Raw genomic sequence first — 12,990 nt, forward strand, 5'->3', positions numbered from 1 at the left:
ACCGCCTTTGCCCAAATTCGAGAGCGTCCCCCTTCTGCGGGAGGTCCCCGCAACGCCGTCTAGAGTGAGAGTACGGACCGGTTTGCCGTGACGGGTTGAGGGCTGGAGGAGAGGCCTCCGGCGCCCGTCGCGGAGAACCGCGATGTCCAGACATTACGCTCGCGCCGGCGCTGACCGGACAAGCCTCTATGACGATATCACCAACAAGATCATCGCGGAGCTGGAAGCCGGCCGCTTCCCCTGGGTGCAGCCCTGGGGAACGACGGCGGGGCAAGCGCCCCTCGCCATGCCGGCCAATGCCACGACTGGCCGCGCCTATTCGGGGATCAACGTGCTAATCCTGTGGGGTGCGGTCGTAGAGCATGGCTTTCCCGTCCAAAGCTGGCTGACTTTCCGCCAGGCGCTATCGCTGGGCGGCCATGTCCGCAAGGGCGAACACGGGACCACCGTCGTCTATGCTGACCGCTTCATTCCTGACGACGAGAAGCGTCGCGCCCGGGAAACCGGCGAGGCAGCACAGGCCATACCGTTCCTTAAGCGCTTCACCGTGTTCAACGTCGCGCAATGCGAAAATCTGCCAGACGATCTGGCCGCGGCTCCGCCTGCACCGGAACCCGGACTGATCGAGCCTACAGTCGAGGCGCTGATCAAGGCGACAGGTATCGATTTCCGCATCGGCGGCAGCAGTGCCTATTATGTGCCGGCGCAGGACTACGTGCGGGTGCCGCCCCCGCAGGCGTATTTCGAGACCATCGACTGGCACCGCACCGCCCTGCACGAGCTTGGCCATGCGACCGGCCATCCCTCCCGCGTCGGCCGTGACCTCGGCGGCGCCTTCGGCACCAAGAGATATGCTTTCGAGGAACTGGTCGCAGAGATGAACGCGGCCTTCTGCTGCGCCTCTCTAGGTATTGTGCCGACCGTGCGCCACGCCGATTACATGTCCTCCTGGCTCGAGGTCCTGCGCGAAGACAACCGCGCCATCGTGCGTGCCGCCTCCCAGGCCAGCAAGGCGGCCGACTGGTTGCTCGCCTTCCTGCCGCAACCTGACGGTGCAGCCAGGACAGCCCGGGCTGACGTCGATGAGGCCGAGACCGAGAGGAGGGCGGCATGATCGTTCTCACCGAGGAACTGCGTGCCTGCTCGCCAACGGCCGCGAGCGCGACGCCGAACACGTACCGGTCGTGAAGTTCTTCAATCCAATCGGGGAGGAGCCTGACTCGCAACAGTGCTGGATGCCGATGGCGACACCATGTTCGGTCTCGCCGATCTCGGCTATCCGGAGCAGGGCAGTTTCTCGCTACCTTGGGATGACGTCGATCCGGCTGCCCTTCGGCACGGGCATCGAGCGCGACATCCTCTTTGCCACCGACCTGCCGATTTCGGTCTGGGCAGAGGCCGCCCGCCGGGCTGGAAGCCTTCGCGACGCGGAACGTATCCTCTATCACGCTGCGCAGTCTGGCCGCGATGGCGCGTGAGATCTCAGCTTGAAATCCGCAAAGCCGCAGATGCGCAAAGTCGTGTCTGCGGCCCTGTCCCCCCTCTGGATCCTCGGTGTGCGGCGCAGTCCTCAGAGTGAGAGGGCTGCGCCCGTCTTTTTTGACGGGTTTGGAGGTCGAGAGAGTCTCGGCCGCCCGTCGCGGAGACAATCCCATGGCTACGCCCAAGCAGAAGATCACCCTCAACGCTTCACGTGACATCCCCTTCAACAAGCTGGTGCTGAGCCAGTCCAATGTCCGGCGCATCAAGCGCGGGGAAACGATAGAGGACCTCGCTGGGTCGATCGCACGGCGCGGCCTGCTCCAGAGCCTCAACGTCCGGCCAGTGCTGGATGTAGAGGGTAACGAGACCGGCATGTTCGAGGTACCGGCTGGCGGGCGCCGCTATCGCGCGCTGGAACTGCTGGTCAAGCAGAAGCGCATGATCAAGACCGAGCCAGTTCCCTGCGTTGTCAGCGACGCCCACAGCGCGGTCCCGATCGAGGAGGATTCGCTGGCCGAGAATTTTCAGCGCGAAGATTTACATCCGCTCGATATGTTTCGAGCCTTCCAGACACTTCATGACCAAGGCGCGAGCCACGAGGAGATTGCGGCATGCTTCTTCGTCTCCGCAACGTTCGTGCAGCAGCGCCTGAGGCTGGCCAGGGTTTCGGCCAAGCTGCAGGAGGTTTACGAGCAGGATGGTATGAAGCTCGAGCAACTCATGGCCTTTACCGTGACCGACGATCACACGCGTCAGGAGCAGGTCTGGGAGGCGCTCGAAAACTCCTGGTCGAAGGAGCCGCAGCAGATCCGGCGCCTACTGACGGAGACCACGGTGCGCGCGAGCGATCGCCGGGCGCTGTTCGTCGGTGTCGAGGCCTATGTCGCCGCCGGCGGCGTGGTGCTGCGTGACCTGTTCGAGGCTGACAATGGCGGCTGGCTGCAGGACCCGGCTCTGCTCGACCGCTTGGTCCGCGACAAGCTGAAGTCGATCGCCGACAAAATCGCGGCGGAGGGCTGGAAGTGGATCGTCGTCGATGTCGATCTGCCTTATGGCCATAATCACGGTCTGCGGGCACTGGCCGGCACCCCCGTCGATCTGACCGACGCGGAGCGGGCGGAACGCGAAGCCCTGCGCGCGGAGTACGAACGGCTGGAAGCCGAGTATGGTGAATCCGACGAACTCCCCGACGCGGTAGATCAACGTCTCGGCGAGATCGAGTCTGTGCTGGAGGCGTTCGAGAGCCGCCCGATGAACTACGATCCCGCCGATATCGGCCGCGCCGGTGCCTTCATCAGCATCGACCGTGACGGTGACCTGGTCGTCGATCGCGGATATGTGCGCCCCGAGGACGAAGCGCCGGAAGCGGACGACGGCGACGCCGCCGAGCCCGGCGGCGTGACCGGGAGCGAGGAGGGCAGCGACGATCCTTCGGTTCGCCGCGCCACCATCACCATCGGCGCCCAAACGTCCGAGCCCGATGAGGATGACGGCGACGCCATCAAGCCGCTGCCCGAACGCCTGGTGATCGAGCTCACCGCGTATCGCACGTTGGCGCTGCGCAATGCCGTGGCCGAGAACCAGCATGTGGCCATCACGGCGCTGTTGCATCGGCTCGTCCTCGACACCTTCGGTCATCGCTCCGCGACCGGCTGCCTCGAGGCGTTCGTCCGACATGTCCACTTGCCGACGCAAGACGCCGAGCTGAAAGACAGCCCCGCGGCCAAGGCGATCGACGAACGCCATGAGGCGTGGAAGGGCGACATTCCGCTCGGTGACGACCAGACTCTGTGGGCTTGGCTCGACAGTCTCGATGAAGCCAGTCAGCACACACTGCTGGCGCATTGCGTCAGCTACGGGATCAACGCGCTGTTCGAGCGACCTAACCCCTATGGCAGCGGCGTTTCCCAGCACGGGCTGGAGCAGCGCTTGCGCGAAGCCGACCGGCTCTCCCACGCCACCGGGCTCGACATGGTGGATGCGGGCTGGCGGCCGACGGTCGATAATTATCTCGGCTGGGTCACCAAGTCCCGCATCCTCGAAGCCGTGCGCGAAGGTGCCGGCGAGCAGGCGGCTCAACTCATCGACCACCTCAAGAAGGGCGACATGGCCAAGGAGGCCGAACGCCTCCTAGCCGATAGTGGCTGGCTACCCGAACCGCTCCGTCTGATCGATCACGACGCACCGCCCGCGCAGCCGGGCGAGGGCGAGGAACCTGACCTGCCCGAATTCCTCGCCGGCGATGACGAAGACGACTCGGCGGCAGCCGATGAGGTCATCGCACACGCTGTCGCTGCCGAATAGCACCCATCGACGGGGCGACTCCGGTCGCCCCGTTCCCCTTCACCTCACCCTCATGGCCCGACGCCCTGTCGGGCCTTTTCGCTTCAGGAGACATCCATGTCCGCCCACATCGTCTATGACAACGCCCCGCTCGGCTCGCTGATCCAGTACTCGGACGGCACCCCCAAACCGCCGGCGCGCTTTACCCGCAAGCTCGCCGACTGGGGCCGTTGCAACGGCCTCGGCCGTCTGGTCCGCAAGGCATCGCCGAGCGACCGTCCGACCTACAGCGCACCGGCCTCGATCACGCTCAATGAAGGTAACTTCTCCTCCGGCGGCGTCATCCTCGTGACGGTCATGCGAACCTACTCGGTCGACAGCGACCTCAGCTTCAAGATCGTCGAGCAGCCCGGTATCGGCATGGTCCGGGTCCTGCAGCAGATCGGCGACGACGACGAGTTGTTGCACCTCGCCGAGAGCCGGGAGGCGGCCGCACTCTGGTTGGCCAAGACCGGGTACCGCAATGCGCGTCTTGAAGACGTCACCGCTGACGAAGTCGGCGCCGACGTCGTCGAGGGGCGGGCGGCGGCGTAACCGCGAAACATCACACCTGCACGCATGGACATCAACCTCGACCCGCCACGGCCGGGGCTCGGAGACGAACGCCGGGCCGTCCGTTTTTTTAGGAGCAGCAAATGCCGCAATTCACCATCGAGACGACGTACCACCTGCCAGTGTTCCGGCATCCAACCTATTTGGCTGAGACACCCGACGTCGCGTGCCGATTTGCCATCGAGGACACTGACTGGTCGGGTCAGCGGGAGGATTGCGAGTCCTCGGGCGAAACCCATGTCACCGGCATATGGGAGGGTGCCGGTGCCGCGTATCGTGGACAGGCCATTCCGGTTCATGCACATTTTGGGGAAGCGGTGCAGCGCAAGGCCGCACAATTCGAACTCATGCTGGGCTTGCTCAAGATCATTGTCGGCGATGCTAAGGCCCGCCGACCGACGCCGCCGGGGTGGCTCGGCAAGGCCGAATGGGCGATCGCGCGCGGCGAAGCGATCCTCGCGGACGCCTGCGATCCAGTTGAACCCGGAGATGCGAAGGACTTGCCATGAGCATTCCCGACCATGCCCGCAGCAACTTCCAGACGCTGCTTCGTGCCGCCAGCGACGGCAACCTCGCGTTGATGGAATGCGCCGACGCGGCGACCGGGCAGCGGCGTTATGTAATCTGCGCGGTCAGGTGGGAGGGCGCGGACTACGTGTTCACGCCGTTCGGTCATCTTGCCGACGGCAATCCCTATGATGCCTACCTGCCGCCCGATCCCGACGACGCCAAAGGTTTCCTACAGAAGTCGGAGCCTGACCGCGGAATATGATCGAGATCGGTTGATACCGGCAAGCGCTCCACCTCATGGCGGGGCGCTTGTTTCATTTTAGCTTCGGCGGGACCTGAGAGGGAGAGGGGGGCCGGGATGGGTTTGAAACCGTGCGGTCCAGAGAGAGCGCCGCGCGGCTCGGTCCTGTCCCCGCTCTCCCGAGGTTCACACCATGTACATGATCTCGCCCGCTGCGGCGGTTCCAACCGCCGCGCCGCTCCCGCTCGCCCAAACCCGTGCAGCCGGCGCTATCTTCGCCGCCGCCGGCCTGCTGCTTCCCCATCTCGAGCGCGGCGACAGCATCGACGCGCCAAAGCTGCGCGCGGCGATGGAAGCCGCATTCGGCGCCTCCGACGCCGCCGGCGCCTGGGACTGGAAGCAGGCCTACGATGCCTGCGAGGCTGCGACGGTCCTTTTCCTGCGCAAGTACGGAAAGGCGTTGTTCCGCAAGGCCGCGTCTCCGGCTCTCCGGCTGTCAGCATTGTCGAAGATCGCCCGGCTCATGCCGACGCATACCCGCCGATCCGAAGAAGCACAGACCTTCCAGCAGTTCTCGACGCCGATTCCGCTCAGCCGCTGCCATCACGCCGGCCGACCGTGTGCTGGAGCCTTCCGCCGGCACCGGGCTGCTCGCCATCCTGGCCGAGATAGCCGGCGCCTCGCTCATTCTCAACGAGCTTGCCGAAACCCGCGCGGCACTTCTCTCCGGCCTCTTTCCGGCCGTCTGCGCCAGCCGCTTCGACGCCGCCCAGATCGACGACCATCTCTATCCCGGCGCCGTGCCGAGCGTGGTGCTGATGAACCCGCCCTTTTCGGTCATGGCCAACGTCGAGGGCCGCATGGGCGACGCGGCCTGGCGGCACATCGCCTCGGCCCTGGCGCGCCTTGCGCCCGGCGGGCGGCTGGTGACGATTACCGGTGCGAACTTCGCGCCCGACCACCCGGCCTGGACCGCCGCCTTTACTCGCCTGCAGGAACGTGGCCGCATCGTCTTCTCCGCCGCCATCGACGGCTTGGCCTATGCCAAGCATGGCACGACCTTTCCGACACGCCTCACCGTCATCGACCGGGTGCCGGCGGACGATCCAGACGTGTTCCCGGCAGATCAGGGCGTTGCCCCGGATGCCGCGACGCTGATCGCATGGGTCGGCGAGCATGTGCCGGCACGGCTGCCGGTCACCATACCCGCAGGTGCAACTCCCACATCGTCGTCGGCCGCACCCCGCACAGTGCGCGGCTATCTTGGTCCCACGGCAAGAATAACACCGCGGCCACCGCTCACTGATCCCGATGCCGTTGAGCTCGCCTATGAGGTGCTCGACTGGAAGGCCGCCGAGGGCGGCCACATCAGCGACGCCATCTACGAGGACTACGCGCTTCAGGCGATCCGCATTCCCGGCGCGCAGCCGCACCCCACCAAGCTCGTTCAATCGGCGGCCATGGCCTCGGTAGCGCCACCCAAGCCGGGCTACCGGCCGCGCCTACCGAAGAACGTCCTTGACCTGCTCTCGGACGCGCAGCTCGAGACCGTCATCTATGCGGGCGAGGCTCATGCCGAGTATCTCGCCGGCGCCTGGACGCTCGACGATACCTTTGACGTAATTAGCGCGGCGGCAGATGACGCGGCGCGGGCCGTGCGCTTCCGGCAAGGCTTCATGATCGGCGACGGTACCGGTGTAGGCAAGGGCCGCGAGTCCGCCGCCGTAATCCTAGACAATTGGATGCAGGGCCGTCGCAAGGCCGTCTGGATCTCCAAGTCAGACAAGCTCATCGAGGATGCGCAGCGCGACTGGTCCGCGCTCGGCATGGAGCGCTTGCTGGTCACCCCGCTCTCCCGCTTCCCGCAGGGCAGGCCGATCACGCTGGCGGACGGCATCCTGTTCACCACCTATGCCACGCTGCGGTCCGATGATCGCGGCGAGAGGCTTTCGCGGGTCAAGCAGATCGTCGAATGGTTGGGTCCGGATTTCGATGGGGTCATCATCTTCGACGAGGCGCACGCCATGCAAAATGCCGGTGGCGGCAAGAGCGAACGCGGCGACGCCGCTCCCTCCCAGCAAGGCCGTGCCGGCCTGAGGCTACAGCACGCCCTGTCGAATGCCCGCATCGTCTATGTGTCGGCGACTGGCGCCACCACCGTGCACAATCTCGCCTATGCCCAGCGGCTCGGCCTCTGGGGCGGCGAGCATTTTCCATTCTCGACCCGCGCCGAGTTCGTCGAGGCGATCGAGGCTGGCGGCGTGGCGGCGATGGAAGTACTGGCACGCGACCTCAGGGCACTTGGCCTCTATACCGCCCGCTCGCTCTCTTTCAACGGTGTCGAATACGAACTGCTCGAGCATGAGCTGACGCCCGAACAGGTCCGCATCTATGACGCGTACGCTGGGGCCTTCGGCGTCATCCACAACAATCTCGATGCTGCGATGCAGGCGGCCAACATCACCGGCAGCACCGGCACGCTCAATGCCCAGGCCAAGTCGACCGCGCGCAGCGCCTTTGAAAGCGCCAAGCAGCGCTTCTTCGGCCATTTGTTGACCAGCATGAAGACACCGACCCTGATCAAATCCATCACCGGCGATCTGGAGGAGGGCCATGCGGCCGTTGTCCAGATCGTCTCGACGGGTGAGGCGCTCATGGAGCGGCGGCTGGCCGAGTTGCCGACCGAGGAATGGAACGATGTTCGCGTCGACATCACGCCGCGCGAATACGTCCTCGACTACCTCGCTCATTCCTTCCCGGTGCAGCTCTACGAGCCCTTCACGGATTCGGAGGGCAATCTGTCGTCGCGCCCGGTCTACCGCGATGGCCAGCCGGTCGAGAGCCGCGAGGCGGTCGCCCGGCGCGACGAGCTGATCGCCAAACTCGCCAGCTTGACGCCTGTCCCCGGCGCGCTCGACCAGATCGTCCAGCATTTCGGGGTGGACATCGTGGCCGAGGTCACCGGTCGCTCGCGCCGCATTGTCCGCAAGGGCGAGCGCCTTGTCGTTGAAAACCGTGCCGGGTCAGCTAACCTCGCCGAGACGCAGGCTTTCATGGATGACCAGAAGCGCGTTCTGGTTTTTTCGGACGCGGGCGGAACGGGGAGGAGCTACCACGCCGAACTCTCGGCCCCGAACACGCGGCTGCGTGTGCATTATCTGCTCGAAGCCGGGTGGAAGGCAGACACCGCCATTCAGGGCCTGGGCCGCACACATCGCACCAATCAGGCGCAGCCGCCGCTCTTCCGACCGATCTCGACCAATGTGAAGGCGGAAAAGCGCTTCCTCTCGACGATCGCTCGCCGTCTCGACACGTTGGGCGCAATCACGCGCGGCCAGCGCCAGACCGGTGGCCAGGGCCTGTTCCGGCCAGAGGACAATCTGGAAAGCCACTATGCCCGCGATGCGCTACGGCAACTTTATCTGCTGATCGTACGCGGCAAGGTCGAGGGCTGCTCGCTCGAGCGTTTCGAGGCGGCGACGGGTCTCAAGCTGATGGATGCCAATGGCATCAAGGACGAGTTGCCGCCAATCACCACCTTCCTCAATCGCCTGCTCGCACTGACCATTGCGCTGCAGGGCGTGCTGTTCGGTGCCTTCGAGCAACTGCTGGCGGCGCGCATCGAGGGCGCGATCGCGTCAGGCACCTACGACGCCGGGCTGGAGACGCTGCAGGCCGAAAACTTCGTCGTCACCGATCGGCAGGTGATCTACATCCATCCGCGCACCGGCGCCGAAAGCCGCCTGCTCACCATCGCCGAACGCAAGCGCAATCGGCCCGTCATGCTCAATGCGGTGCTCGATCATCTCCGCGATCCGCGTGCCTTACTGCTCATCAACGAGCAATCGGGCCGCGCCGCCGTACAGATCCCGACCCCCAGCGTCATGCTCGACGATGGCGAGGTCGAGCGACGTGTCCGCTTGATCCGGCCGATGGAAGGCCAGAACATGCCGCTCAAGGCCATGGGCGAAACACGCTGGGTCGAGGCCGACCGCAAGGCGTTCATAGCTGCCTGGACGGCCGAAATCGCCGGGGTGCCGGAGTTTTCGGACTCGGTCTTGCACATGGTCACCGGCCTGCTGCTTCCAATCTGGAAGCGCCTGCCCAACGAGTCGACCCGCGTTTATCGACTTCAGACCGACGAGGGCGAGCGCCTCATCGGCCGCCGCGTCTCGCCGGCATGGGCCGCCAACGCCTCTGCGACGAACGTGGTTGCGCTGTCGCCGGCACAGGCGTTTGCGGCTCTGATGGACGGGCGGACGATCCTCGATCTCGCCGAGGATCTCCAGCTTCGCCGCAGCCGCGTCATGGGCGCATGGCGCATCGAATTGTCCGGCTTCACCGACACGATGCGCGAGCGCCTCACCGCCTACGGTCTCTTCCACGAGATCATTTCGTGGAAGCTCAGGATGTTCGTGCCGATCGACGCCAACGGGCTCGCCGTGCTGGAGCGCGTGCTCGACCGCTTCCCAATCGAGCGGGTCAGTGAGCGGGAGGCTGCATGATTCCGCGTCACGCTGCATCCGACCTCGCACACCGCCTCGGCGAACATGCCGAGGCGGTGTGCCGCCACTACCTCTCCAATGGCCGTCGCCAGGGCAACTATTGGACCGTCGGCGACGTCCGCAATGCGCCGGGCCGCTCGATGTTCGTGCGTCTGCGGCCATCCCCGAAGGGACCGCAAGGCAAATGGACCGACGCCGCTACCGGTGAGCATGGCGACCTGCTCGATGTCATCCGCGAATCCCTCGGACTGGTCAACTTCCGGGACGTCGCCGACGAGGCGCGCGTGTTTCTCGCTATGCCAGATGCCATGCCACCCCGACCGGCCGCGCCGATCACGCAGGTCCCCATTGGATCTCCGGAAGCGGCTCGCCGACTGGTCGCCATGTCGAAGCCCATTATAGGCACCCTCGTGGAAACGTATTTGCGTGGACGTAGCATTACGACTTTGTCCGGCACCGGATCGCTGCGGTTCCATCCGCGCTGCTATTACCGGCCCGACGATCATGGACCGACCGAGACCTGGCCGGCGATGATTGCCGCTGTTACTAATCTGGATGGACATCTGACCGGCGCGCACCGCACCTGGCTCGCACCGGACGGCGCCGGCAAAGCACCCGTCGACACACCGCGTCGGGCAATGGGTGACCTTCTCGGTCACGCCGTCCGCTTCGGCTTACCCGGCAGCGTCATGGCGGCAGGCGAAGGCATCGAGACGACGCTATCGCTCAGATGCGCCTTGCCCGACATGGCGATGGCTGCGGCACTCTCGGCAGCCCATCTTGCCGCCATCCTGTTCCCTCCGAACCTGCGGCGGCTCTATGTCATCCGCGACAATGATCCGGCCGGTGACGGTGCCAGAGACAGCCTGCTCGAGCGCGCGACGGACGCCGGAATCGAGGCAATCGTGCTGTCGCCCGAGACGGAGGACTTCAACGAAGATCTCCGCCATTTCGGACTTGCCGCCTTCCGTGCCTCGATTGCGGACCAGCTCATGCGCAAAGATCGCGTCCGCTATCTGGCGGCATGAGCCGGAGGGGAAGCGCGCGGCGGGCGGTGCCGGTGCGCCGCATGGATGAGTGACCCGCCGGCAGAGAGCCGCGACCCGGCCTTCGAGAGGGCGATTGGCCCACGAACTGGCCGGCCAGGCAATGGCGGCGGCCGACTATTTTCCGGCGGCGCGCGACTGCTCGCGAATGGCAGCGATTGATCGCGACGCCTTGCCATCGCGAGGCAAAATAGCCGGCCGCCGCCATCCTCCGCTGCGCTCCGGCCCTGCGCGTCGCTGCGGGTGTCGGGCCAACCCGCCCGTGGGCTCTCGTCGCCACGAAGGCCGCGAGGGTCGCGGTCAAACCGACGGGAGCATCCCATGGCCGAGCACGACGACACCGAACCGCACCACGCCGCTTCTCCGACCGATCACATCCTCACCGAACTCCAGCTCTATGGCTGGCGCCCCTATGCGGACGAACCCGATCCGCGACCGCTCCCCGGTGGTGACCACGTGGCCGGAGCCGTGGCCGACATCTTTGACGCCCTCATCGCCACCTTGGCCGACACGCGCCTCGAACCCGACCTCGATGACCTCCTCTGGTCCGTCACCAATGTCTTCCACCGCGCCGTGCTGCGGATCGAGCGGCAACTGGACGACAACGAGCAGGCCCAGCGCCGACTACATCGCGAACAGGACGGCACCGAGATCAAGGCGGTCGAACTGGAGAACCTCACCGCCCAGGGCCAGACCATGATCGAACGGCGCGACGCCTTCGAGTTGATGCGTGACCAGGCCGCCGAGCACTACGATCAGCAGACCGGCTCGGCCTGGCGACCGCGCGCGGGGTCAATGGTCAACCACCATCATCTCACCGCCGCAATGATCGACAGCCGCGACTTCCTCGCGGCCCGGCGGCGCGCGGAAACTGAAGTCATGTTGCCGGCTGGCCCCAAGATCGCCTTCTCCGGCGGCGATACCGCCGATCACGAACTGATCTGGGCAAAGCTCGACCAAATCCGCGCCAAGCACCCCGACATGGTGCTGATGCACGGCGGATCACTGAAAGGCGCCGAAAAGATCGCCGCCCGCTGGGCCGATCATCGCAAGGTGCCGCAGGTCGCCTTCAAGCCCGACTGGAGCAGACACGCCAAGGCCGCTCCCTTTAAGCGCAACGACCAGATGTTGGCGGTCATGCCGATCGGCGTCATCATCTTTCCCGGCACCGGCATTCAGGAGAACCTCGCCGACAAGGCCCGCAAGCTCGGCATCCCGGTCTATCGATTAGGCGGCTCGTGAGCGCCCCCTTTGACCCTAGATCTTAGTCCAGGTTGGTCACCGCTATTCCACAATCTCACCGATGTGGAGGTATGTCTTTCACGACGCGAACGGCGGCTTCGCGCCTCATGACAGTCGCTTCCCCGGTTCAGTCCATTCACCAAAAGCGGGCGTCGCCAAACGGCCAGCCCTCAGGCTGTTATGTTCGCGGCAAATGCTCAGCTGGGCCGAATGGATGAGGCGCGACGATACCAGGCAAAATTCTGGGCACTCCGCCGGACGTCACGAGTCCTCGAAGCGCAGGCCGATCTTTCCCGCTGCATGTTCCTGCACGCGTTCGGAAACGCAGATCCTGCCAGGCTCGGCGATCCTCTCCAGACGCGCGGCGATGTTGACCCCCGCGCCCAAGACGTGACCGTCCTGTTCGATGATGTCGCCGACGGCAATACAGGGATCGAGGTGGTCACGTTGATGGCTGTTCAAGCGCTCGAGGGCACCTTCTTCGTCAGCGCCCATCAGTTGACTGTACCCGGCGAGGTCAGCCGCAAGGATCGCCGAGAGCTTGCGCTCGACCCGACCGATTTCCATCCAGTCCCTCTGCAAGGCGTCAGGATCATATTTGCCCAGGTCAAGCGATCCAAGTCCGCTCTTCCGGTTTTCTTTGGGATCGCGTCAACCATGTCGGGCGCACCCGTTCGGACGGAGCAACTGGCGCTCCGAACGAGGGACAGGGCAACTCACTGGTGACTGGGTGCGTGCCTGACGAAGCCCTTCGTTTCGGCTGAGATAAATGCTCTCACTTACGGAACATCGCAGGTTCGTCGAAGTTGGAAAGCTACGGAGGACGTGCACATGAACAGTGTAATCTATCTTATCGGCCTTATCGTCGTCGTGCTCGCGGTCCTCTCCTTCCTCGGTTTTCACTAGGTGGCCTCATGCAGCATGAGAACGATCAGGGCGGACAGCCCACCGATTTCGACAAGGCGAAAAGCGACGTCTCCGAAAGACTTCGCCAGGAAAATGAGCGTGCCAGCGAGTTGCTTCACGACGCGCGGGACGAGGTGACCCGTAAGGCTGGCGACTATGCATC

At 65.0% G+C, this 12,990-nt stretch carries 8 protein-coding genes and 2 pseudogenes; 9 read left to right on the forward strand and 1 reads right to left on the reverse strand.

Annotated elements, in window-relative coordinates; translation table 11 throughout:
* Positions 1 to 142: 142 nt before the first annotated feature.
* The 9 genes and pseudogenes from NKH38_RS26070 to NKH38_RS26110 all read left to right on the forward strand — a co-directional run bounded on the left by NKH38_RS26070 (position 143) and on the right by NKH38_RS26110 (position 11,921).
* A complete protein-coding gene (locus tag NKH38_RS26070) occupies positions 143 to 1,114 on the forward strand; it encodes an ArdC family protein (protein WP_352764067.1) in 972 nt (323 codons plus the stop codon).
* Positions 1,111 to 1,478, forward strand: a pseudogene (locus NKH38_RS26075) (DUF2958 domain-containing protein). Before NKH38_RS26070 ends, NKH38_RS26075 begins: the two are co-directional and overlap by 4 nt.
* A gap of 175 nt (positions 1,479 to 1,653) precedes the next feature.
* Positions 1,654 to 3,786 (forward strand): ParB/RepB/Spo0J family partition protein, encoded by a 2,133-nt coding sequence (locus tag NKH38_RS26080; RefSeq protein WP_352764065.1) that lies wholly within the window; start codon positions 1,654 to 1,656, stop codon positions 3,784 to 3,786.
* A 96-nt stretch (positions 3,787 to 3,882) separates the two neighbouring features.
* Positions 3,883 to 4,359, forward strand: a complete 477-nt coding sequence (locus NKH38_RS26085) for a UCP036055 family protein (protein WP_352764063.1) — start codon at positions 3,883 to 3,885, stop codon at positions 4,357 to 4,359.
* 101 nt (positions 4,360 to 4,460) lie between these two features.
* Positions 4,461 to 4,886, forward strand: coding sequence for a hypothetical protein (locus tag NKH38_RS26090; RefSeq protein WP_352764061.1), 426 nt, complete (start codon positions 4,461 to 4,463; stop codon positions 4,884 to 4,886).
* A complete protein-coding gene (locus NKH38_RS26095) occupies positions 4,883 to 5,149 on the forward strand; it encodes a DUF6117 family protein (protein ID WP_352764059.1) in 267 nt (88 codons plus the stop codon). Before NKH38_RS26090 ends, NKH38_RS26095 begins: the two co-directional genes overlap by 4 nt.
* A 172-nt stretch (positions 5,150 to 5,321) precedes the next feature.
* Positions 5,322 to 9,633, forward strand: a pseudogene (locus NKH38_RS26100) (strawberry notch-like NTP hydrolase domain-containing protein).
* Positions 9,630 to 10,661: a DUF7146 domain-containing protein gene (locus NKH38_RS26105; RefSeq protein ID WP_352764057.1), complete on the forward strand. Its 1,032-nt coding sequence runs from the start codon at positions 9,630 to 9,632 to the stop codon at positions 10,659 to 10,661. Before NKH38_RS26100 ends, NKH38_RS26105 begins: the two are co-directional and overlap by 4 nt.
* A 339-nt stretch (positions 10,662 to 11,000) precedes the next feature.
* On the forward strand, positions 11,001 to 11,921 hold the full coding sequence (locus NKH38_RS26110) for a DUF2493 domain-containing protein (RefSeq protein WP_352764055.1): 921 nt from the start codon (positions 11,001 to 11,003) through the stop codon (positions 11,919 to 11,921).
* A 261-nt stretch (positions 11,922 to 12,182) separates the two neighbouring features.
* Here NKH38_RS26110 and NKH38_RS26115 read toward each other — a convergent pair whose 3' ends face one another.
* Positions 12,183 to 12,488, reverse strand: a complete 306-nt coding sequence (locus NKH38_RS26115) for a nucleotidyl cyclase domain-containing protein (RefSeq protein ID WP_352764051.1) — start codon at positions 12,486 to 12,488, stop codon at positions 12,183 to 12,185.
* Positions 12,489 to 12,990 lie beyond the last annotated feature (502 nt).

Source organism: Mesorhizobium sp. M1078 (assembly GCF_040318615.1).
Classification (GTDB): Bacteria; Pseudomonadota; Alphaproteobacteria; order Rhizobiales; family Rhizobiaceae; genus Mesorhizobium.

Excerpts from the sequence above, each read along its gene's own strand:
- NKH38_RS26070 (WP_352764067.1), top strand. The coding sequence starts at position 143 with ATGTCCAGACATTACGCTCGCGCCGGCGCTGACCGGACAAGCCTCTAT.
- NKH38_RS26080 (WP_352764065.1), top strand. The coding sequence starts at position 1,654 with ATGGCTACGCCCAAGCAGAAGATCACCCTCAACGCTTCACGTGACATC.
- NKH38_RS26085 (WP_352764063.1), top strand. The coding sequence starts at position 3,883 with ATGTCCGCCCACATCGTCTATGACAACGCCCCGCTCGGCTCGCTGATC.
- NKH38_RS26090 (WP_352764061.1), top strand. The coding sequence starts at position 4,461 with ATGCCGCAATTCACCATCGAGACGACGTACCACCTGCCAGTGTTCCGG.
- NKH38_RS26095 (WP_352764059.1), top strand. The coding sequence starts at position 4,883 with ATGAGCATTCCCGACCATGCCCGCAGCAACTTCCAGACGCTGCTTCGT.
- NKH38_RS26105 (WP_352764057.1), top strand. The coding sequence starts at position 9,630 with ATGATTCCGCGTCACGCTGCATCCGACCTCGCACACCGCCTCGGCGAA.
- NKH38_RS26110 (WP_352764055.1), top strand. The coding sequence starts at position 11,001 with ATGGCCGAGCACGACGACACCGAACCGCACCACGCCGCTTCTCCGACC.
- NKH38_RS26115 (WP_352764051.1), bottom strand. The coding sequence starts at position 12,488 with ATGGAAATCGGTCGGGTCGAGCGCAAGCTCTCGGCGATCCTTGCGGCT.